This is a genomic window from Achromobacter sp. UMC71 (assembly GCF_014170305.1).
Lineage (GTDB): Bacteria > Pseudomonadota > Gammaproteobacteria > Burkholderiales > Burkholderiaceae_B > Achromobacter.
This window is the reverse complement of sequence record NZ_LZZT01000010.1, coordinates 148,551-171,011: the sequence shown is the minus strand read 5'-3', so window position 1 is coordinate 171,011 and position 22,461 is coordinate 148,551. Positions and strand designations below refer to the sequence as shown.

Sequence of the window (22,461 nt, the reverse complement as noted above, 5' to 3'; positions counted from 1 at the left end):
CGAAATATTCAGCCGGGTTGCCCCGCGGCGGCCGGCACGCCGCCCGCCGGCTGCGCGGCCGTGGCGGTGCGCTCGGTCCAGCCGCCACCCAGTACCTTGTACAAGGTGACCAGGTTCGACAGACGCGACAGGCGCGTATCCACCAGCGTCTGCTGCGCGGTGTAGAGCGACCGCTGCGAATCCAGCACCGTCAGGTAGTCGTCGATACCCTGGCGGAAGCGCTGATCGGACAGGTCATAGGCGCGCTGGTTGGCGGCCACCAGCAGTTGCTGCGCCTGGATCTGCTCGTCCAGCGTGCCGCGACCGGCCAGCGCGTCGGCCACTTCACGAAAGCCCGTCTGGATGGTCTTTTCGTATTGCGCGACCTGGATGTTCTTCTGCACCTTGGCCAGGTCCAGGCCAGCGAGCAGCGAACCGCCGGCGAAGATCGGCACCGTGATCTGGGGCACGAAGCTCCAGGCGCCGGAGCCGCCTTCGAACAGACCGCCCAGGCTGGCGCTGGCCGTGCCCGCGTTGCCGGTCAAGCTGATGGTCGGGAAGAACGCGGCGCGCGCCGCGCCGATATTGGCGTTGGCTCCCTTTAGCTGATGCTCGGCCGCGCGGATGTCCGGGCGGCGCGCCAGCAGCTCCGACGGCAGGCCGGCCGGCAAGGCGGTCGGCAGCATGCTGTCGTCCAACTTGACGGCGCTGTCCAGTGCCGCCGACATTTCCGGCGACAGCGGCTGGCCCACCAGCAGCACCAGCGCATTGCGGTCCTGCGCGGCCTGGCGCGTGTATTGCGACAGGTTGCGCTGGGCGGTGCGCAGCGATATTTCAGCCTGGCTCAGGTCCAGCGCCGTGGACAGGCCCTGGTCGAAACTCTGCTTGGTGAGCTTGTACGAATCGTCCTGGCTCTTGAACGTGTCGCGGGTCAGGCTCAGCAGTTCCTGGTCGGCCCGCAGCGTCAGGTAGGCGTTGGCCACTTCGGCGATCAACGTCAACTGGGTTGCCGTGCGGGTCTCGTCCAGCGCCAGGTACGATTCCAGCGCCTTGTCGCTCAGGCTGCGGATGCGGCCGAACAGATCCAGCTCCCACGAGGACAGCGCGGCGCCGACCTGGTAGTTGTGGCTGGTGGTGGCCTGTCCGCTGGCCGACAGGTCGGCCGGCGTGCGTTGGGCGGTTTCCTTGCCCGCGATACCGACGCTGGGCAGCAGGTCGGCGCGCTGGATGCGGTATTGCGCCCGGGCCGCTTCGACGTTCAGGGCCGCCACGCGCAGGTCGCGGTTGTTGGCCAGCGACTGCTCGATCAATTGCTGCAGCAGCGGGTCGGTGAAGAAGTCGCGCCAGCCGATGTCGGCGGTGGCCACGCCGCTACCCGCCACGTCCGCCTTGTAGGACGGCCCCGTCGGATAGGTCGAGGACACCGGCGCATCGGGCCGTTCGTAGGTCGGGGCCAGCGAGCAGCCCGCCAGGGCCGCCGCCAGGGAAACAGACAGCAAGGTTCTCATCTGAAGCTTCATTGCGGTTTTCCTTCGACGGACACGTCCTGCGCATCATTGGCGCTGGGGTCGTGCTTGTCGCGCCGCGCGCTCATGCGTTCCACCTTGAACAGGCGCAGCATGATCACGAAGAACGCGGGGACGAAGAAGATGGCCAGGAAGGTCGCGGTCAGCATGCCGCCGATCACGCCGGTACCGATGGCGTTCTGGCTGCCCGAACCGGCGCCCGACGAGATCGCGAGCGGCACCACGCCCAGGATGAACGCCAGCGACGTCATCAGGATGGGGCGCAGGCGCTGGCGAGCCGCGTGGATGGCCGATTCGGTCAGGCTGGCGCCGGCCTCGTAGTGCTCTTTGGCGAATTCCACGATCAGGATGGCGTTTTTGGCCGCCAGCCCGATTGTCGTCAACAAGCCCACCTGGAAGTACACGTCGTTGGACAGGCCGCGCAACAGGGTCGCCGCCAGGGCCCCGATGATGCCCAGGGGCACCACCAGCATGACCGCTGTCGGAATGCTCCAGCTTTCATACAGCGCCGCCAGGCACAGGAACACCACGATCAGCGAAATGGCGTACAGCGCGGGGGCCTGGGCGCCCGACAGCCGTTCTTCGTACGACATGCCGGTCCACTCGAAGCCCACGCCCACCGGCAGCTTGCTGGCGATGCGTTCCATTTCGTTCATGGCCGCGCCCGAGCTGTAGCCCGGCGCCGCCTGGCCCTGGATGTTGAAGGACGGCACGCCGTTGTAGCGGTTCAGCTTTTGCGGTCCGAAGCTCCAGGTGGCCTTGGCGAACGCCGAGAACGGCACCATGTCGCCGTTGTTGTTGCGCACGTACCATTTGTCCAGGTCGTCGGGCAGCATGCGCGAGGACGCCTCGCCCTGCGCGAACACCTTCTTGACGCGGCCGCGGTCGATGAAGTCGTTGACGTACGACGACCCCCATGCCGTGGACAGCGTGCTGTTGATGTCCGACACGGACACGCCCAGCGCACGCGCTTTTTCGCGGTCGATGTCGAGCTGGTACTGCGGCGCGTCTTCGATGCCGTTGGGGCGCACGCCCTGCAGGATCTTGCTTTGCGCGGCCTCGCCCAGCAGTTGGTTGCGCGCGGCCAGCAGCTTGTCATGGCCCACGCCAGCGCGGTCCATCAGCTGGAAGTCGAAACCGTCGACGTTGCCCAGTTCCATCACCGAAGGCGGCGGCACCACGAACAGCTGGGCGTCGCGCTGGGTCTTGCGGAAGTGGGCGTTGGCGCGCGCCGCCACGGCGGCCGCCTTCAGCTTGGCGTCGCCGCGCTCTTCCCAGTCGCGCAGCTTGATGAACAGGATCGACGCGTTCTGGCCGCGGCCGCCGAAGTTAAAGCCGTTGACGGCGAACACCGAGGTGACGGCGTCCTTTTCCTCGGTCAGGAGGTAGTTGGTGGCTTCGTCGATGACGGCTTTGGTGCGTTCGGCCGTGGCGCCGGCCGGGGTCTGGATCTGGGCGAACAAAATGCCCTGGTCTTCGCCCGGCAGGAATGCGGTCGGGATGCGGGTGAACATCCAGCCCATCGCGATGACGATGGCCAGGTACACCACCATCAGGCGCTTGGTGCGGCCCAGGCCGCGCGCCACGGTGTTGGCGTAGCCGTTGCTGCTGCGCTCGAACGTGCGGTTGAACCAGCCGAAGAAGCCGCGCTTGGTGCCGTGATGCCCCTTGGGAATGGGCTTGAGCAGGGTGGCGCACAGCGCCGGCGTGAACACGATGGCGACGATCACCGACAGCACCATCGAGGACACGATGGTGATGGAGAACTGGCGATAGATCACGCCGGTGGAACCGCCGAAGAACGCCATCGGGATGAACACGGCGGCCAGCACCATGGCGATGCCGATCAGCGCGCCGGTGATCTGGCCCATGGACTTGCGCGTGGCCTGCTTGGGCGTCAGGCCTTCTTCGGCCATCACCCGTTCCACGTTTTCAACCACCACGATGGCATCGTCCACCAACAGGCCGATGGCCAGCACCATGCCGAACATGGTCAGGGTGTTGATGGAATAGCCGAACGCGGCCAGCACGCCAAAAGTACCCAGCAGCACCACCGGCACCGCCAGCGTCGGAATCAGCGTAGCGCGGAAGTTCTGCAGGAACAGGTACATCACCAGGAAGACCAGGATGATGGCTTCCACCAGCGTCTTGAACACTTCTTCGATCGACAGGCTGACGAACGGCGTCGTGTCGTACGGATAGACAACGTCCATGCCCGGCGGGAAGTAAGGCTTCAGGTTGTTGATGGTGTCGCGCACCGCCTGCGCCGTATCGAGCGCGTTGGCGCCCGGGGCCAGCTTGATCGCCAGGCCCGAAGCGGGCTTGCCGTTGAAGTAGCTGTCGATGGCGTAGGTCTGGCCGCCCAGCTCGATGCGGGCGACGTTGGCCAGGCGCACCTGGGAGCCGTCGGGATTGACCTTGAGCAGGATGCGGCCGAAGTCTTCCGGCTTTTCCAGGCGCGAGGGGCCGATGATGGTGGCGTTCAACTGCTGGCCGCGCACGGCGGGCAGGCCGCCGAGCTGGCCGGACGAGACCTGGACGTTCTGCTCTTTGATGGCGTTGACCACGTCGACCGTGGTCAGGCCGTAGTTCACCAGCTTGGACGGATCCAGCCAGATGCGCATCGCGTACTGCGAGCCGAACAGCTGGAAGTCACCCACGCCCTCGGTACGGCTGATGGGATCCTGGACGTACGAGGCGACGTAGTCGGCCAGGTCGTCCTTGGTCATCGTGCCGTCGGTGGACACGAAGCCCGCCACGATCAGGAAGTTCTTGGTGGCCTTGGTGACGCGAATGCCCTGCTGCTGCACTTCCTGCGGCAAGAGCGGTTGCGCCAGCGACAGCTTGTTCTGCACCTGCACCTGGGCGGTGTCGGGGTTGGTGCCCTGGCGGAACGTCAGCGTGATGGACATGCTGCCGTCGGAGTTGCTTTCCGAGGAAATGTACTCCAGGCCGTCAAGGCCGTTCATTTGCTGCTCGATCACCTGCACCACGGTGTCCTGCACGGTCTGCGCGGACGCGCCCGGGTAGGTCACCGCGATGCCGATGGCCGGCGGCGCGATATTCGGATATTGCGAAACCGGCAGTTTCAGGATGGACAACGCGCCGGCCATCATCAGCACGATCGCGATCACCCATGCGAAAACCGGTCTTTCGATAAAAAACTTTGCCATGCAAGGCTCCCTGACTACTGCTTGGCCGCCGCGGCGCCCGCTTGCGGCTGCTGCGACGACTTGGCGCCGGCTTCGGTGGCGACCACCTCAACGCCCGGACGCACCATCTGCACGCCTTCCACGATGACCTTTTCGCCGGCCTTCAGGCCGTCGGTGACCAGCCACTGGTCGCCGATGGCGCGGTCCGTCTTGAGTTCACGCAGTTCGACTTTGTTCTCGGCGTTCACCACCAGCGCGGTCGGCAGGCCACGCTGATTGCGCGTCACGCCGCGCTGCGGCACCAGCAGGCCATCGGCCGCCACACCATCGACCAGGCGGGCACGCACGAACATGCCTGGCAGCAGCCGGCGATCGGGGTTGGGGAACACGGCGCGCAGCGCGACCGAGCCGGTGCCTTGGTCCACCGTCACTTCCGAGAACTGCAGCTTGCCCTGCTGGGTGTATTGCGAGCCGTCTTCCAGCGTCAGCGTCACCAGCGCCGCCTGCTCGCCTTCGGCCTTTTTCAGCTGGCCGCTGGCCAGCGCGTTCTGCAGGCGCAGCAGTTGGACGCTGGATTGGGTGACGTCAACGTAGATTGGATCGATCTGTTGCACCGCGGCCAGGGCCGTGGCCTGGTTGGCCGTGACCAGCGCGCCCTCGGTGACCGACGAACGGCCGATGATGCCGTCGATCGGCGACAGCACCTTGGTGTAGACCAGGTTGATGCGCGCGGTGTCCAGCGCGGCCTTGGCCGACAGGACATCGGCGACCGCCTGGTCGCGCGAGGCGACGGCGTTGTCGTAGGTCTGTTGGCTGACGGCGCGCGTGGCGACCAGCGGCTTGTAGCGCTCGGCCAGCAGCGCGGCGGTCTTTTGCTGCGCCTGGGCGCGCGCCAGGGCGGCCTTCTGGCTGTCGAAGCTGGCCTGGTAGAGCGCGGGGTCGATCTGGTAGAGCTGCTGGCCGGCCTTGACCTCGCCGCCTTCGGTGAACAGGCGCTTTTGCACGATGCCGTTGACCTGGGGCCGCACTTCGGCCACGCGGAACGGCGAGGTGCGGCCGGGCAATTCGGTGGTCAGGGAAACCGGCTTGGTGGTCAGCGTCACCACCGTCACCTGCGGCTTGCCCGCCTGGGGCGCATCCTGCTTCTTGCCGCAGGCGGCCAACGTGAGAGCCGATGCCGTCAGCGTGACCACCGCCGCGCTGCGCCACATAGCGCTTTTCTTGTTCATAGATTGCATTCCCGATTTCCAACTAAAAAGGTAGCCCTCACGCCCACCCGCCGCGGGCTGCTCGCCCCCCGGGGAGGCCCCGGTCGCCGCGGGCATCGCGGCGGCATCGGCGGCACATCCCGAACCGGGCACCGGTTCGGCTCGTGAGGATCGACTGGGGTGTGTTGCCTTGGACATTAGGCGGGGCTTAGACGCAATGCTGCATTGCAGAAATCGCATTTTGCGTTATCCCGCCCGAGAAACAAAGGGGCATATTGAGAAAACATCATTCCAGATATGGGACAATCATTCGCCCATTCCTGTGACAGAATCATCATCATGAAACGCTTACAAGGCATGGAACTCTTCGTAGAGGTCGCCAAGACGCATAGTTTTAGCCGCGCCGCCGCCGCCCTGGGAGTCCCCAAATCCACGTTGTCTCGCCAGGTGGCCGAACTTGAACGTTCGGTCGGCCTGCGCCTGCTCAGCCGCACTACGCGCAAGGTCGAATTGACAGACGCCGGCCGGCTGTACTTCGAACGCTGCCAGCGCATCGTGGCCGAGGCCCAGATCGCCCATGAAGAGCTGCAAAAGCTGGTCGACACGCCGTCGGGGCCTTTGCGGGTGAACATGCCGGCGGACTTCGGCACGGACTTCCTGGCTGAATCGTTCATGGAGTTTTCGCGCCGCTATCCGGACGTCACCTTTTTCCTGGATCTTGCCAATCCCGACCACGCGCAGCGCGTGTTCCAGACTTGCGATATTTCCATCGAGATCGGCGAGCTGCCCGATTCGACGCAGATTGCAAGGCTGCTGGGCATGCTGCCGGCCCATCTGTACGCCTCGCGGGAATACCTGGAGAAACATGGTGAACCCCAGCACCCCAGCGACTTGACCCGCCATGAGTGCATCGAGTTCCGCGCCGAAGGCGCCGGCCGGGTGACCCGCTGGCCGCTGAACAGCGGCGACCAGCACATCCAGTTCACGCCGGGCAACCGTTTTTCCGTGAATGGCGTGGCGATGGCCCGGCGCCTGGCGATGCTGGGCGCGGGGATCACCGTGCTGGTCGGCGGCCAGACGGCCGAACAGAAATCCGGCCAATTGCGGCGTGTGCTGCCGGATTGGCAACTGGGCCCATTTCCGGTGTATGCCGTCACGGAAACACGACTGCTGCCCGCCAAGACCCGGATTTTCATCGAGTTCCTGATGGAACGCCTGGGTGGCGACGGGCAGGCGAAGGATACCGCGCCCTTCATGAAATGAAGGCGGTTCGGAAACAGACTGAAAAGTTTTTTGAGACTTGGCCACGCCCCGCGCTGGTGCACACGGCGCGCGGCATATGCGCGCCGCGCCTAGAAGCGTTCGTCGTCGCGCAGATAGCGCCATTGCCCCAGCGGCAGGTCGCCCAGCGACACCCGGCCGATGCGCACGCGCTTGAGCCCCACCACTTTCAGCCCCACCAGTTCGCACATGCGGCGGATCTGGCGCTTCTTGCCTTCGCGCAGCACGAAGCGCAACTGGTCGTGGTTCTGCCAGCGCACGTGGGCGGGCTTGAGCGCCTTGCCGTCCAGCGACAGGCCGTGGTTGAGCAGCGCCAGGCCGTTGTCGGACAGCTCTCCCTGCACCCGCACCAGGTATTCCTTGTCGACGCTGGAGTCCTCGCCGATCAGATGCTTGGCGATGCGGCCGTCCTGCGTCAGCACCAAAAGACCCTGCGAGTCGATGTCCAGGCGCCCGGCCACCGCCAGCCCGTCCAGGTGACCGCGTTCGAAGCGCTGCGGGCTGCGGCAGCCGGCAAAGCGCGAACGCGCGTCGATCAGGGCGACGGCGGGCGTGTAGCCTTTTTCGGCCTGGCCCGAGACGTAGCCCACAGGCTTGTTGATCAGGATGGTGACGCGGGAAGTCTGGCGCGCCTGCGCCGCGCGTTCCAGCGTGATGACCTGGTCCGGAAACGCCTTGGCGCCCAGCTCGGACACCACTTCGCCGTCGACCCGGACCCAGCCGCGTTCGATATAGCTGTCGGCCTCGCGGCGCGAACAGAGTCCACGCTCGGACATGAGCTTGGAGATTCGTACTTTTTCCATGGGCGGTATTGTATGCGGAGCCCGCCGCGCGCATCGCCGTCGCGCCCCCCTGCGGCAATCGGCCACAGGTCCGGGGCGCGAATCCGCGCACGCCCCTTGGCATAATACGCAGCCATGATGAACCTAGCAGCAGCACATCACCCTCCCCTGGCGACCGGCTGGCTGGCCGGCGCGCCGCCCGTCCTGTCGCTGGCCCAGCGCCATTGGCTGTTCCGTCCCGGCGCACTGACCGCCGGCCTGCGCCAGGTCGGCCAGGTGCGCCTGCGGGTGCTGGCCGAATACGCCACCGGCGCGCCGGCTGACGAAGCCCGCGCCATGCGCATCGCGCCCGGCTCGCCCGTCTGGGTGCGCGAGGTGCTGATGTCCGTCAATGGCGTGGACAGCGTGCCGGCGCGCAGCCTGACGCCGCTGCGCGCTTCGCACGGCGCCTGGCAAGGCATGCGCCGGCTGTTGACGCGGCCGCTGGCCGACATGCTTTATCACGACAGCACCGTCATCCGTTCGCCGTTCGCCTGCCGCCGCCTGGCCTCGCCCGTGCCGTTCCACGCCACCGCCGCCACAGCGCTGGCGGCCGGCGGACGCGGCCAGGACGCGGACCGCGTCTGGGCCCGCCGTTCGGTGTTCTGGCGCCAGGGCCAGCCGCTGCTGGTGGCGGAATGCTTCCTGCCGGACTTCTGGAAACTGATCGCCGGCCGCCAGGCGCCGCCGCTGGTGCCGCACCAGCGCACCCCGCGCTGACATTGCGGCGGGGCGCGCGCCCGCCGCGCGTTCAGGCATGCGCGGGCCGCGGCCGGGTATCCACGGCCAGGCACAGCAAGGCCGTCAGCAACGCCAGCCCCACGTGCGCGATGTACAGCGGATCGAAGTCGGCATGGCTCAGCGAGCCCTTGCCCAGCAGCAGCACCGTCAGCGCCACGCCCAGCACCGCGCCGATCTGGCGCGTCGCCTGATTGACGGCGCTGCCCACGGCGTAGTGCTGCGACGGCAGGCGGTTGACCGCCGCGCCGGCCAATGACGGCAGCACCATGCCCACACCCAGCCCGCTCAGGATCAGCCCCGGCAGCCAGTGCGCCAGGTAAGCGGGTTCGGCGCCCGGCACCAGCAGGAACCACAGGCCGCTGGCCGCGTAGACCAGCGCCCCGCCCACCAGGAACGGCCGGTGCCCCATGCGGGCAGCCAGCTTGCCCGTGATGATCGCGGTCGGCATCACCAGCAACGGCCCCGGCGTGACGGCCAGGCCGGCGCGCGGCAGGCTGTAGTGCCAGACGCCCGTCATGTAGAAGAAGAACGCGAAGAACATCATCGCGAACGCGATGCCGAAGCTGAGCGTGGCCAGGTTCACGTAGCGGTAGGTGCGGTGCTTGAACAGCGCCAGGTCCACCAGCGGATGCGGCGTGGTGCGCGCCCAGCCCACGAAGGCCGCCAGCGACACCAGCCCCACGGCCGCCACCATCCACAATTCGCCGCGCGTCCAGGACGGCGATTCGGACTGCACGATGGACAACGCCACCGCGCCCACGCCCACCATCAACAACGCCATGCCCACGCCGTCGACGCGGCGGCGCGCCTCGGGCCGCACCGATTCCTTGAGCCGCGAGGCGCCGAACCACAGCGACAGCGCGCCCAGCGGCAGGTTGATGTAGAACGCCCAGGGCCAGCCCGCGGCGTCCACCACGAACGCGCCCAGGCTGGGGCCGACGGCCGCCGCCAGGCCGGCCACCGCGCCCCACAGGCTTACCGCCACCGAACGCTGCGAGGCCGGGAACGCCGCCAGCACGATGGACAAGGACGCCGGCGTCAGCAGCGCCGCGCCCACCGCCTGCGCCACGCGCGCGGCGATCAGCCAGCCCACGTTGCCGGCCAGGCCGCAAGCGGCCGACGCCGCCAGGAACACCAGCACGCCGATCATGAACATGCGCTTGCGCCCATGCGTGTCGGCCAGGCCGCCCGACGGAATCAGCATGGCCGCGTAGACCACCGTATAAGCGTTGAGCACCCACGACATGTCGGCGGCCGAGGCCTCGGGAAAGCCGGCGCGCATGGCGCTGAACGCGGCGTAGAGCATGGTCGCGTCCAGCGACACCAGGAAGACGGCGACGCTGGCGATCCAGAAGATCGGCCAGGGGGAAGCGGCCGCGGGCGGCGCGGCGGCGGGCTGGGCCGCCGCGGAGGGTACATGGGAGTGCATGGCGGGAGACTCGGAGAGGCTGCTGGGATAGTCGGTTGAATAGGCGCCCGTTACGCTTGCAGGTAGGAAGCCTGCTCGGCGGACAGGCCTTGCTTGACCTGGCGGGTCTGCACGTCGGCCAGCACTTCTTTCGCCCCGGCCTCGAGCGCGTCGAACGCCTGCTTGACCACGTCATCGGGGCTGAGCTTGGGAGCGTCCAGGTCGCGAGTCAGGTCGGTGTCCACAAAACCCATATGCAGCGCCAACACCTGCGTGCCCTGCTCGCGCAGTTCGTGACGCAGGCCGTTGGTCAGGGCCCAGGCGGCCGACTTGCTCATGCCGTACACGCCCAGGCTCGGCCGGTTGATCCAGCTGGCGATGGACAGCACATTGAGCAGCGCCCCGCCCCCGTTGGCGGCCAGCGCCGGCGCGAAGGCCTGCGCCACCCGCAACGAACCGATCAGGTTGGTTTCCAAATGGCGGCGGGCGGATGCGATGCTGTCCTTGGCCAGGAAACCGCCAAAGTCCGCAATGCCGGCGTTGTTGATGACCAGGGTCACGTCCCTGGCCAGCGCCGACGCCGCGGCCACGTCGTCGTCGCGGGTGACGTCCAGTTTGATGGCCTGCACGCCTGGCAGCGTGACGCTGGCGGGATCGCGCGCGCCGGCATAGACCTTGCGGGCGCCGCGGGCCAGCGCCTCGCGGGCAAATGCCAGGCCGATGCCGCGGTTGGCGCCGGTGATCAGTACGGTTGCGTTCTTCAGTTGCATGATGGATTTCCTTCGGGTTTCGCTGCGCTGCAAGGGCCCATTACGGGGTCCGGTTATATAAATATGATGATCATCATATTCAAGACGGTTAAAAAGGCCGCGGACGGCGGCCAGGGTTGGCGGGCGTCAATGGGACGCTTGCCGGGCTTCAGTGTCGTATTGATCCAGGATGGACTTGCGGGCGGCCTCCAGCATCTGCCTGCCCTGCGCGTTGTCGCCCAGGGCGCGGGCCAGCTGCATGGCGCCCACCAGGTTGCTGGTGATGGCCATGGCCGCGTGCTCGCCGGCACCGGCAGGCAGCACTTGCCGCACCGCCTGCACCAGCCCCAGCACCCGGACGGCGGAGACTTCCCGCAATTCGGCCGACTGGCGCGGCATTTCGGAGGCCAGCGCGGATACCGGGCAACCGAGCTCGCAGCTGACCAGCATCTTTTCCGATAGATAGCTGTCGACCAGGGCGCGCAGCGGGCTGGCGCCTTCGGCCCGGCGGCGCGCCATGCTTTGCGCCATGCGGGCGGCGCCATCGCGGCCGGCACGCTCCATCGCGGCCGCCAGCATGGCGTCGCGCGACGGGAAATGCGCGTAGAAACCGCCGTGCGTCAGCCCGGCTTCCTTCATGACATCAGCCACGCCCACGCCGGCATACCCTTCGCGCCGGATCGCGCGCGCGGCCGCTTCCACGATGCGCTCGTGGGAGATCTCTTTGCGGGAGACGGGGCCGGCCATGATCGGGACTCCTTGAATATGATGGTCGTAATATAAATCCGGTCCGTGCGCTTTGCACGTGTTTTTTGTTGCGATGCACTATTTTTCAACAACCGGCGGGGGTCGGCGTCGTGCCCGCGCCACGGGGCCGTTCCCGTTGACGCTTCAGCGCCAGGCCTCGGGCTCGACGCTGACCTCGCCCTTGTCGGCGGAAAAATACACGATGCCGTCCGAGATATTGGCGTTCAGCTGCATGGTGCGCTCGGCCAGCTTGGCCAGCGCCCGGGTCTGATCGGACGGCAGGTTGATGACCTTGAGGTTGCGGGTGCGCTCGAGCTTGTTGCGCACGCCGTCCCACCAGATCTTGCTGGCCGAACCGCCGTAGCAATACACGATCACCTCGTCGGCGCGGCCGCAGGCGCGCAGGATGCGGCGCTCTTCGGGCTGGCCCACTTCGATCCACAGCTTGACCGCGCCGGTCAGGTCCTTGACCCACAGGTCCGGCTCGTCGGTGTCGCTCAGGCCCTTGGTGAAGGCCAACTCTTCCTGCGCGTGCAGCGCGTAGGCAACCAGGCGCACCATCAGGCGCTCGTCGGTTTCGGAGGGGTGGCGGGCGACGGTCAGCGAATGGCTGCCGTAGTAGTGGCGGTCGGTGTCGGCCACATTGAGCTCGGCCTTGTAGATGGTGGCGCGCAGGGCCATGGCGAAAAATCCGTTGAAATAAAGCGAATTGCTGAAGGCCGCCATGATACCGCCTGGCAGCCCCGGCGCTACACTGACGCCCTTGGCCGGTGCGCCGCCGGCGATCCTTTCCTGAACGGCAACATTCCATGACCGCCACCGCCGCCCTGCTCGCCTTTACCCTGGCCGCCGCCATCCTGACCCTCACGCCGGGGCTGGATACCGCCCTGGTGCTGCGCACCGCCGCGGTCGAGGGCGGCCGCCGCGCCTTCATGGCTGGCCTGGGAATCTGCGCCGGCTGCCTGTTGTGGGGCGCGATTGCGGCGCTGGGCCTGGGTTCGCTGCTGGCGGTGTCCACGCTGGCCTACGACGTCTTGCGCCTGTGCGCGGCCGTGTACCTGTTCTACCTGGGCGCCAAGCTGCTGTGGCGCACCCTGCCCGGCCGCCGCCAGACAACCAGCGCCGGCGAGACGGCCGCAGCGCCCGCGCCGGCCAGCGCCAGCGCCGTCGGCTGGTTCGCGCGCGGCTGCCTGACCAATGCGCTCAATCCCAAGGTGGGCGTGTTCTACATTACGTTCCTGCCGCAGTTCATTCCCGCCGGCGCGGATGTGCTGCGCTTCAGCCTGCTGCTGGCCGGCATTCATGCCCTGCTGGGCGTGGCGTGGTTCGCGCTGCTGGTGGCCGCGACCCGGCCGCTGGCGCGCTGGCTGTCGCGGCCCGCGGTCATGCGCGGGCTGGATCGCATGACCGGCGCGGTGTTCATCGCCTTCGGGGTGAAACTGGCGCTGGAAAAGCGCTGACGCGCAAGGCCTGCCCGCGCGCTGCCGCCACACCGGCGTCAGCACAGCCCCGTCACTGCACCGGCAACTTGGCCGCGCGCACCACGTCGGCCCATTTCACGGTTTCCTTCTCGGCATAGTCCGCCAGCGCTTGCGGCGCGCCACCGACGATTTCGTCGTTGCCCAGGGTCACCAGCCGGTCGCGCACGGCCGGATCGGCCAGCACCTCGTTGAAGCAGCGGTTCAGGCGGTCGACGATGACGGCCGGCGTGCCCGGCGGGGCCACGATGCCGCCCCAGGCCACGCCTTCGAAACCGGGCAAGGCGCCCTCGGCCACCGTGGGCAGGTCCGGAAACTGCGGCGAACGCTGCAAGCCGGTCGAGGCCAGCGCCCGCAGCTTGCCCGAGCGGATGTACGGCGTGATGCTGATGGTGTTGTCGAAGATGGCGTCGACCTGCCCGCCGATCACGTCGGTCGTGGCCGCCGGGCTGCCCCGGTACGGCACGTGCACCATCCGCAGCGATGACGCCTGCGCCAGCATTTCACCGGTCAGGTGGCCGGACGTGCCCTGGCCGGGCGAAGCGAATGTGACCTTGTCGGGATGCTGGCGCACGTAGTCGATGAATTCGGGCAGGGTCTTTACCGGCATGTCCGGGTTGACAGCCAGCACGTTGGCGACCTTCAGCACGAAGATCACGGGCGTGAGCTTCTGCGGATCGTAGGGCAGCTGGCTGAAGGTGCTGCGGTTGATCGCCAGCGTGACGTTGTTGGCATAGCCCAGCGTGTAACCGTCGGGCGCGGCGCGGTAGACGTCCAGGATGCCGGCGATGCCGGACGAACCTGGTTTGTTTTCGACCACCAGCGTTTGCCCCAGCCGCTTGCCCACCTCTTGCGCCAGCAGGCGCATCACCGTGTCGGGCGAACCGCCCGCGGCCGACGGCACCACCAGCCGGATCGGCCGCGACGGATAGTCCTGCGCATGACTGGTCGGCGCCAGCAAGAATGCCCCGCCGATGGACAGCAGCGCGGCACAACGTTTCACATATCGGTGCAACATGGATTCCCCCTGGATCATCCCGGCCGGCCTCAGGCTCGACCACGGCGTCCATGGTAGGGGCTAATGAAACGTTTGATCCATTAATGATTACCCCGATATATTTGTTTCATAGCGAAGCGAAGTTCACGGCGGCATGCGCCGGGCCACCTCCGCGGCGCAACCTCCGCAAAACCAAGCAAAACGCGGCCGGATGAATGTCCGGCCGCGTTGGGACGTCGCCGGACGAACCGGCGGCGGGATCAGGCGGATCAGTAGACGCCGATAGCGTGACGGGCCACGAAATGCCCTTCGCCGACCTGCACCAGGGGCTCGACCAGCGGGTCGTCGCCCAGCTTGCGCATCGGGCTGGGAATCTCGTCGACCAGCAGCGAGCGTTCACGGTGGCGCCGCTGCGGATCGGCGATGGGCACCGCCGCCATCAGCTTCCTGGTATAGGGATGCTGCGGGTTTTCGAAGATGGCGCGGCGCGGGCCGATTTCCACGATCTGCCCCAGGTACATCACCGCCACACGATGGCTGACGCGTTCGACGACCGCCATGTCATGCGAGATGAACAGGAACGCCACGCCCAGTTCGCGTTGCAGGTCCAGCAGCAGGTTCACGATCTGCGCCTGGATCGACACGTCCAGCGCCGACACCGATTCGTCCGCGATGACGACCTTGGGGTTCAGTGCCAGTGCGCGCGCGATGCAGATGCGCTGGCGCTGGCCGCCCGAGAACTCGTGGGGATAGCGGTCGATCATTTCGGGCACCAGGCCGCACTTGTCCATCAGCCAGCGCACCCGCTCCTCGGCCGCGCGGCCACGGGCCACGCCGTGGATCAGCAGCGGTTCCATGATGGAATAGCCCACCGTCATGCGCGGATCGAGCGAGGCGAAGGGATCCTGGAAGATGAACTGGATGTGCCGGCGCAGCGTCTGCATGGCGCTGCCGCGCAGCGCGCCGATATTCTGGCCGTCGAATTCGATGGAGCCGCCCTGGCTCTTGACCAGCTGCAGCAGCGAACGGCCGGTGGTGGTCTTGCCGCAGCCGGACTCGCCCACCAGCGACAGGGTTTCGCCGGGATAGAGGTCGAAGCTGACCTTTTCGACGGCGTGCACGCGTTTTTGCACCCGGCCCAGGATGCCGCCGGTGATATCGAAACTGGTGGTCAGGTCGCGTACCTTCAACACCGGGCCGTTCTCGCGGCGCACAGTGGACGGCGCCGCCACGGGCGTGGCGTCCGGCAGGGCCTGATGCGCCGCTTCCTCGACCTTGAGCAGCGGGAATGGCGCCGGCTCGTCGGTGCCGTGCATGGCGCCCAGGCGCGGCACGGCCGACAGCAAGGCGCGGGTATAGGCGTGCTGCGGCCGCGCGAAGACCTCGTCGGAACCGCCCTCTTCGACCTTGTCGCCGCGGTACATGACCAGCACCCGGTCGGCCACTTCCGCCACCACGCCCATGTCGTGGGTGATGAAGATGACGCCCATGTCCATTTCTTCCTGGAGCTGACGGATCAGCTGCAGGATCTGCGCCTGGATGGTGACGTCCAGCGCCGTGGTGGGTTCGTCGGCGATCAGCAGCTGCGGCTTGCAGGACAGCGCCATCGCGATCATGACACGCTGGCGCATGCCGCCGGACAACTGGTGCGGATAGCGGTCCAGGATGGCGCGGGCCTCGGGGATACGCACGCGTTCGAGCATGCGCAGCGTTTCGGCGCGCGCAGCCGCGGCGTCCAGCCCCTGGTGCAGCTGCAAGGCTTCGGCGATCTGGTTGCCGGCCGTGAAGCTGGGGTTGAGCGAGGTCATGGGCTCCTGGAAGATCATGGCCACGTCGGCGCCGCGCACGCGTTGCAGCGTGCTATCGGGGGCGTTGACCAGATCCAGCACGTCGCCGCTGCGCCGGCGCAGCAGCATACCGCCGTTGACGATCTTGCCGCCGCCGTATTCCACCAGGCGCATCAGCGCCAGCGAGGTCACGGACTTGCCCGAGCCGGACTCGCCCACGATGGCCAGCGTTTCTCCGCGGTCGACGTGAAACGACACGTTGCGCACCGCTTCCACGGTGCGTTCGGGGGTCGTAAAGCGCACGGTCAGGTCATTGACCTGGACGACGCGTTTGGAATCCATTGTTGCCATGGTGATCATTTTTCCTGACGGGGATCCAGCGCATCGCGCAGCCCGTCGCCCAGCAGATTGAAGCCCAGCACCACCAGGAAAATGGCCGATCCGGGGAAGATCGACATCCAGGGCGCCTGGGTCATGAAGTTCTTGGCGGTGTTCAGCATCGAGCCCCACGAAGGGTTCGGCGGCTGCAGGCCCAGGCCCAGGAACGACAGGCTGGCCTCGGCGATGATGGCCGTGGCGATGGTGATGGTGGCCTGCACGATCAGCGGCGGCATGACGTTGGGGAACACGTGCCGGGCGATGATGCGCAAGTCCGAGGCGCCCAGCGCGCGGGCGCTCTGGACGTAGTCTTCGTTTTTCACGGCCAGCACCTGGCCGCGCGTCAGCCGCACGAACTTGGGCGCCGCGGACACGCCGATGGCAATCATGGCGTTGATCAGGCTGGGCCCCAGGAAGGCCGCCAGCGCGATGGCCAGGATCAGGAAAGGAATCGCCAGCAGCGCTTCGGTGGCGCGCGAGATGCAGCTGTCGGTCCAGCCGCCGAAATAGCCGGCAGCCAGGCCGAACGGCACGCCCACGGCCAGCGCGATCAGCACCGACACCAGGCCGGCCATCAGCGAGGCGCGCGCGCCATAGACCATGCGGCTGAAGATGTCGCGGCCCAGTTCATCGGTGCCCAGCCAGTACGACGCCGACGGCGCGCGGCGGATGGTCGTGAAGCTGGTCTGGAACGGATCGTGGTTGGCGATCAGCGGCGCCAGCAGCGCCAGCAGCACGAAGAACGCGACGATGCCCAGGCCCAGCATGGCCACGTGGTTGCGTTTGAATTTGCCCCAGGCGCGATTGCGGCTGCGGGGCGGCGTGACGGCAGCGGCCGTTGCAGGAAGTGCGCTCATGAGTGCCTCAGGCGGGGATTGACCAGGATGTACAGGATGTCGGCCAGCAGGTTCATCAGGATGAACCCGACCGCGACGCAGAGCACCACGCCCTGCACCACCGCGTAGTCGCGCGTGAACACCGCGTCGACCACCAGCTTGCCGAACCCCGGGATCGTGAAGACCTGTTCGGTCAGCACGGCGCCCGCCAACAACTCGCCGAACAGCAGCGTCACCAGGGTGACGATGGGCATCAGGGCATTGCGCAGCGCGTGCCGCAGCACCACCCGGCGCGGCGACACGCCCTTGGCGCGCGCGGTGCGCACATAATCGGCCGACAGCGCTTCGAGCATGGCCGAACGGGTATGGCGCATCAGGTAGGCAGCGATGGCGGTGGACAGCACCAGCGCCGGCATCAGCATGGTCTTGATGGACAGCCAGAAGTCCTCGAATGGCGAGACGTAGCCGGACGCCGGCAACAGCTTCCATTGCACCGACACCACCATGATCAGGATGATGCCGAGCCAGAAATTGGGGATGGACATGCCGGACAGCGCGGCGATATTGGCGCCCATCTCGATCGGCTTGCCCTTGCGCACGGCCGCCACGATGCCCATGGGAATGCCCACCAGCAGGGCGAAGAACATGGCCATCGCCGCCAGTTGCAGGGTCACCGGCAGCTTCTGGGCGATGAGCGTGGTCACCGGCACGTCGGTGCGCAGCGATTTGCCCAGGTCGCCCTGCACCACCTGGGTCGCCCAGGCCACGTACTGCACCGGCAGCGGGTCGTTCAGGCGGTATTTTTCGCGCAGGTAGTCCAGCACGGCGGGATCGCGCTCTTCGCCGGCCATGGTCAGCACCGCGTCGCCGGGCAGGATTTTCTGCAGCATGAAGACGATCATCGACACCAGTATCAGTGTCGGTATCGCGACGATCACGCGGCGCAAGATAAGTTTAAGCATGTGGGAAAACCGTAGAACAAAAGCGGCGGACGGAGCCAGGCCCATCGGGCCAGGCGCGCGGCCACCGCGGGGAACAACCGGCCGAGCAAGCGCGGCCGGCAGGCGCGGCGGCGAACCGCCGCGCCCCGATTACTTCTGCGCGAACGTCACGCCCTTCAGGCGGATCATGCCATCCGGGTAAGGCACGAAGCCCTTGACCTTCTTGGCCAGCGCGAACGGCCACGGCTGGTAGTAGTTGTACACGCCGGGCAGCTCGTCCTGGATGATGGCCTGCGCCTGGTCGTAGATGGCGCGGCGTTTGGTTTCATCCGGCACGGTGCGCGCCTCGTTCAGCAGCTTGTCGACTTCCGGATTGCAGTAATGGCCGTCGTTCAGGGCGCCCTTGCAGGTGACGAACGTGTGGATGTTGCCGTCCGGGTCGACCCGGCCCGACCAGCCCAGCATCACGACCTGGAAGTTGCCGCCGGCCGATTCCTTCTGCAGGGCCGCGTATTCCGTGGGGCGCAGCGACAGGTCGAAGCCCGCCTCGGACGCCATGGCCTGCACCATTTCGGCCACCGACGAGGTGGTGGTGTTGTTGCCGAACATGACCTCGGCCTTGACGCGGTCAAAGCCTGCCTGTTTGAGCAGCGCGCGGGCGCGGGCCACGTCGCGCTTGGTCACGGGGAATTTGTCGCTGTGATACGGGCTGGCGGGCGGGAACGGCTGCTGTGCCGGCTCGAAGATGCCGCCGCCGGCCACGTCGTTGATGGCGTTGCGGTCGATGGCCAGCTGGAACGCCTGGCGCACCAGCTTGTTCTTGAACGGGTTGTCTTCGGCGCGCTTGCCGTTGCCCACGTTGAACATGAACTGCTGGAAGCCCAGGCCGGCCACCGGCGCGAAGGTCAGGCTGGCGTCGGTCTTGACCTGCGGCGCGTCGGACGGGTTCAGGCGTTCGAGCATGTCCAGGTCGCCGGCGCGCAGGTTCGACAGGCGCACGGTGGTGTCCGGAATGGGCAGGAACGTGATGCGCTTGAAGGCGTAGTCCTTGGCGTCGTAGTACTGGTCGAATTTCTCGAGCACGACGCGGTCGTTCTGGATGCGCTCGACGAACTTGTACGGGCCCGAGCAGACCGGCTTGCGGCCCACCGAGGCCACGTCGGGGTCGGCGAAGGTCTTGGGCGACAGCATCATGCCGGCGCGGTCGGACAGTTGCGCGAGCAGCGTGGCGTCGGGCTGCTTGAGCGTCAGCACCAGCGTGGTGGCGTCGGGCGCGTCGACTTTCTCGACCGAAGCCAGCTCGCCCTTGCGCAAGCTGTCGGGCAGCGTCATGGCACGGTCCAGATTGGCCTTGGCGGCCGCGGCGTCGAACTTGCTGCCGTCGTGGAACAGCGCGTCTTCACGCAACTTGAAGGTCAGCACCTTGTTGTCGGGGCTGAACGACCACGAGGTGGCCAGTTGCGGCACGAAATGCAGCTTGGGATCGATGTCCACCAGCTTGTCGCACAGCGAGGTGAAGACGATGCGGCCGACATAGGTGCGGGCGCGGTGCGGGTCCAGGACGTCCGGATCTTCCTGCAGGCCGATACGGATGTTCTGGGCGCACGCGGCGCCGGCGGCCAGCGCCAGGAGGCTGGCGCCGAAGGTCATGGTCAAGCGTTTCATTGTGTTTTTTCCCCTTGAGGCTGCACTGCCACGTTTTAGAAGCCGACCGCCTGGCCGTCGCGCCGGCTGTCACTGGCCGCGACGTAACCCAGCTCGTTGTCGCTTTCGGACATGCGCCAGATGAATTGGCCGGCGCCGAAATCCATGTACGGATCGTCCACCGATTTCAAAGGATGCCCCAGGTCTTTCAGGCCCGCAATAGTGGAAGCCTTCATATTGGTCTCGATATCGAGCGTGAAATCGCGGTTGACCTTCCAGCGCGGCGCGCAGCAGGCGGCCTGCGGATTCTGGTGGTAGTCGATCATGCGCACGACCGTCTGCAGGTGGCCCTGGGGCTGCATATCGCCGCCCATCACGCCAAAGCTCATCACCGGCTTGCCGCCACGGGTCAGGAAACCCGGGATGATGGTGTGGAACGGGCGCTTGCCGCCTTCGATCACGTTGGCCGACTTGGGATCCATCGAGAAACCCACGCCGCGGTTCTGCATGCTGATGCCGGTGCCCGGCACGACCACGCCCGAGCCGAAGCCCATGTAGTTGGACTGGATGAACGAGATCATCATGCCGTTTTCGTCGGCGGCGGTCAGGTAGACGGTGCCGCCGGCGTGCGGGCGGCCGGCCTCGAAATGGGTGGCGCCATCCAGGCGGATCAGCTTGGCGCGGCTATCCAGGTAGTCGTCGGACAGCATCTGCTCGGGGGTGACTTCCATCGAGCGCGGGTCGGCCACGTACTTGTACAGGTCGGCGAACGCCAGCTTCATGGCTTCGATCTGCACGTGCTGCGACTGTACCGAATCGACCGGCATGCTGGCCATGTCGAAGCGTTCGACGATGCCCAGCGCGATCAGCGCGGCGATACCCTGCCCGTTCGGCGGGATTTCGTGCAGTTCGTAACCGCGGTAGGACCGGGAGATCGGCTTGACCCATTCCGGGCGGTAGCCGCGCAGGTCTTCCAGAGTCATGGCGCCGCCGCATTCCTTGGCGAAAGCGGCGATGCGTTCGGCCAGCTCGCCTTCGTAGAAATCACGGCCATGCGAGGCGGCGATGCGGCGCAGCGTGTTGGCGGCGTCGGGGAAGCGGAAGTGTTCGCCGACCTTGGGCGCACGGCCCTCGGGCATGAAGGCCTGGGCGTAACCGGGCTGGCTGCTCAGTTCGCTGGCGGCGGCGGCCCACTTGTGCGCCACCACGGGCGGCACGGCGTAACCGCGCTCGGCGATCTCGATGGCGGGTTCAAACAGCTGTTCGAACGGCAGCTTGCCCAGCTTTTCGTGCAGCGCCGACCAGCCGGCGACCACGCCTGGCACCGTTACCGAGTCCCAGCCGCGCTTGGGCTGGATCGCCAGGCCGTTGGCGCCCACGCCGTGCTTGCGCTTGAAGTATTCGACGTTCCAGGCGGCCGGGGCCACGCCCGAGGAATTCAGGCCATGCAGTTCCTTGCCGTCCCAGACGATGGCGAAGCAATCGCCGCCCAGGCCACACGACACCGGTTCGGTCAGGACGATCGTGGCGGCGGCGGCGATGGCGGCGTCCACGGCGTTGCCGCCCTTGAGCAGCATGCGCAGGCCAGCCTGGGCCGCCAGGGGGTGCGACGTGGAGACCACGTTGCGGGCGAACAGCGGAATGCGGACGGAGGGGTAAGGGTTGACCCAGTCGAAGGATTTCATGGCGCTTGTCTCAGATAGGTAAGCTCGCGAAGGTACTCTCGTGATCTAATTAAATCAATTTGATTTTTTGTTAGCTCATAAAAGAAATTTTTGTGAATCAACAAGCGCTTTTTCTGCACGGATCGCCCTCGCCTTCAACCCCGGATTCACCCTGATGAGCACCATCCGATTCCTGCGCACGTTCCTGGCCGTGGCCCACCACGGATCGTTTTCCGAAGCGGCCGAACAAGTGGCCCTGACGCAGGCGGCCGTCAGCTTCCAGATGCGCTCGCTCGAGACCGAGCTGGGGCGGGAACTATTCGACCGCAGCGGGCGTCTTGCCATTCTTAACGCAGCCGGCCGGGAATTGCTACCGGAAATCAAGCACTTGCTGGATTTATACGACCGCATGAGGCTGCCGCGCACCGCGCCGGGCGAGGTGGCCGGGTCGGTTTCGGTAGGCAGCATCGTGTCTTGCATGGGCACCCTGTCCAAGGTGGTGTCGGGCATGAAAAAAGCCCATCCCAAGCTGGACGTGCGCATCCTGTCGGGCAAGGCCAGCGAACTGGCCGGCAAGGTCGAGGACGGCGAGCTGGATGCGGCGTTCCTGGTGGAAGCCGGCCGCAAGATGGCCAGCACCCGCTGGGTGCCGCTCTATGAAGAACCCCTGGTGGTGATCGCCCCGCCGTCGGCCCCCGGGCGCGATGCGCGCCAGGTACTGGCCGGCAACCCGTTCCTGCGGTTCGACCGCACCCAGCGCACCGGGCTGCAGATCGACCGGCTGCTGCGGCGCCTGGCGGTGCCGCTGAACGAATTCCTGGAGCTGAACGCGATCGAGACCCTGGTCGAACTGGTGCGCCAGGAAGTCGGGGTGACGCTCCTGCCGCTGATCAACGGCTCGAACTGGCACGCCAGCCCCGAGCTGCGGATCCTGACGCTGCCCGAAGACCTGGGCCCGATGGCGCGGGCCATCGGCATGCTGGAACGGCGGGAACATGCCCGCCAGGGCATCACGGCGGCCATCTGCGAGGCCTGCGCCGCCGCCTTCAAGGCGCGCGGGCCGCAGGTGGCCGGCTAGGGCCTGCCAACGGCGGCAGGCCCCAGGCCGTCAAGCCTGGGGCAGA

Annotated in this window: 18 protein-coding genes; 4 read left to right on the top strand and 14 right to left on the bottom strand. The window is 66.8% G+C overall.

Annotated features, from left to right (window positions below; genetic code table 11):
- Positions 1–8: 8 nt before the first annotated feature.
- From adeC to A9974_RS04260, 3 genes are read right to left on the bottom strand one after another with little or no spacing between them, the layout of a single operon-like run.
- The gene (adeC, locus tag A9974_RS04270; RefSeq protein WP_183002906.1) at positions 9–1,499 is read right to left on the bottom strand and encodes an AdeC/AdeK/OprM family multidrug efflux complex outer membrane factor; all 1,491 of its coding nucleotides are present in this window, start codon (positions 1,497–1,499) and stop codon (positions 9–11) included.
- Positions 1,496–4,678, bottom strand: coding sequence for an efflux RND transporter permease subunit (locus A9974_RS04265; RefSeq protein ID WP_183002905.1), 3,183 nt, complete (start codon positions 4,676–4,678; stop codon positions 1,496–1,498). The genes adeC and A9974_RS04265 overlap by 4 nt, the downstream gene beginning before the upstream one ends.
- A 14-nt stretch (positions 4,679–4,692) precedes the next feature.
- Positions 4,693–5,886 (bottom strand): efflux RND transporter periplasmic adaptor subunit, encoded by a 1,194-nt coding sequence (locus A9974_RS04260; RefSeq protein ID WP_370539569.1) that lies wholly within the window; start codon positions 5,884–5,886, stop codon positions 4,693–4,695.
- 336 nt (positions 5,887–6,222) lie between these two features.
- Between A9974_RS04260 and A9974_RS04255 the strand changes: the two genes are divergently transcribed.
- Positions 6,223–7,128: a LysR family transcriptional regulator gene (locus A9974_RS04255; RefSeq protein ID WP_183003101.1), complete on the top strand. Its 906-nt coding sequence runs from the start codon at positions 6,223–6,225 to the stop codon at positions 7,126–7,128.
- An 89-nt stretch (positions 7,129–7,217) separates the two neighbouring features.
- On the opposite strand, the gene A9974_RS04250 is transcribed toward A9974_RS04255, so the two are convergent.
- On the bottom strand, positions 7,218–7,949 hold the full coding sequence (locus A9974_RS04250) for a pseudouridine synthase (RefSeq protein WP_183002904.1): 732 nt from the start codon (positions 7,947–7,949) through the stop codon (positions 7,218–7,220).
- 117 nt (positions 7,950–8,066) lie between these two features.
- Between A9974_RS04250 and A9974_RS04245 the strand changes: the two genes are divergently transcribed.
- Complete coding sequence (locus A9974_RS04245) at positions 8,067–8,687, top strand: chorismate lyase (RefSeq protein WP_183003100.1); 621 nt, start codon at positions 8,067–8,069, stop codon at positions 8,685–8,687.
- Positions 8,688–8,718: 31 nt separating this feature from the next.
- Here A9974_RS04245 and A9974_RS04240 read toward each other — a convergent pair whose 3' ends face one another.
- From A9974_RS04240 to A9974_RS04225, 4 genes are all read right to left on the bottom strand, one after another.
- Positions 8,719–10,137, bottom strand: a complete 1,419-nt coding sequence (locus tag A9974_RS04240) for a DHA2 family efflux MFS transporter permease subunit (RefSeq protein WP_183002903.1) — start codon at positions 10,135–10,137, stop codon at positions 8,719–8,721.
- A gap of 50 nt (positions 10,138–10,187) precedes the next feature.
- Positions 10,188–10,886: an SDR family oxidoreductase gene (locus tag A9974_RS04235; RefSeq protein WP_183002902.1), complete on the bottom strand. Its 699-nt coding sequence runs from the start codon at positions 10,884–10,886 to the stop codon at positions 10,188–10,190.
- A gap of 126 nt (positions 10,887–11,012) precedes the next feature.
- Positions 11,013–11,612, bottom strand: coding sequence for a TetR/AcrR family transcriptional regulator (locus A9974_RS04230; protein ID WP_183002901.1), 600 nt, complete (start codon positions 11,610–11,612; stop codon positions 11,013–11,015).
- Positions 11,613–11,756: 144 nt separating this feature from the next.
- Positions 11,757–12,293, bottom strand: a complete 537-nt coding sequence (locus A9974_RS04225) for a YaeQ family protein (protein WP_006227381.1) — start codon at positions 12,291–12,293, stop codon at positions 11,757–11,759.
- 128 nt (positions 12,294–12,421) lie between these two features.
- Between A9974_RS04225 and A9974_RS04220 the strand changes: the two genes are divergently transcribed.
- Entirely contained in the window at positions 12,422–13,072 is a 651-nt protein-coding gene (locus tag A9974_RS04220; RefSeq protein WP_183002900.1) for a LysE family translocator, read from the top strand.
- A 52-nt stretch (positions 13,073–13,124) separates the two neighbouring features.
- Here A9974_RS04220 and A9974_RS04215 read toward each other — a convergent pair whose 3' ends face one another.
- The 6 genes from A9974_RS04215 to ggt all read right to left on the bottom strand — a co-directional run bounded on the left by A9974_RS04215 (position 13,125) and on the right by ggt (position 21,358).
- Positions 13,125–14,108 (bottom strand): tripartite tricarboxylate transporter substrate binding protein, encoded by a 984-nt coding sequence (locus tag A9974_RS04215; RefSeq protein WP_183002899.1) that lies wholly within the window; start codon positions 14,106–14,108, stop codon positions 13,125–13,127.
- Positions 14,109–14,356: 248 nt separating this feature from the next.
- Entirely contained in the window at positions 14,357–16,216 is a 1,860-nt protein-coding gene (locus tag A9974_RS04210) for a dipeptide ABC transporter ATP-binding protein (protein WP_183003099.1), read from the bottom strand.
- A 14-nt stretch (positions 16,217–16,230) separates the two neighbouring features.
- The gene (locus tag A9974_RS04205) at positions 16,231–17,109 is read right to left on the bottom strand and encodes an ABC transporter permease (protein WP_183002898.1); all 879 of its coding nucleotides are present in this window, start codon (positions 17,107–17,109) and stop codon (positions 16,231–16,233) included.
- Complete coding sequence (locus A9974_RS04200; protein ID WP_183002897.1) at positions 17,106–18,050, bottom strand: ABC transporter permease; 945 nt, start codon at positions 18,048–18,050, stop codon at positions 17,106–17,108. Before A9974_RS04200 ends, A9974_RS04205 begins: the two co-directional genes overlap by 4 nt.
- A 129-nt stretch (positions 18,051–18,179) precedes the next feature.
- Positions 18,180–19,694, bottom strand: coding sequence for an ABC transporter substrate-binding protein (locus tag A9974_RS04195; RefSeq protein ID WP_183002896.1), 1,515 nt, complete (start codon positions 19,692–19,694; stop codon positions 18,180–18,182).
- Between the two features lie 35 nt (positions 19,695–19,729).
- Entirely contained in the window at positions 19,730–21,358 is a 1,629-nt protein-coding gene (gene ggt / locus A9974_RS04190) for a gamma-glutamyltransferase (protein WP_183002895.1), read from the bottom strand.
- Positions 21,359–21,512: 154 nt separating this feature from the next.
- On the opposite strand from ggt, the gene A9974_RS04185 reads away from it, so the two are divergent.
- Positions 21,513–22,415, top strand: a complete 903-nt coding sequence (locus tag A9974_RS04185; RefSeq protein ID WP_183002894.1) for a LysR family transcriptional regulator — start codon at positions 21,513–21,515, stop codon at positions 22,413–22,415.
- Positions 22,416–22,461 lie beyond the last annotated feature (46 nt).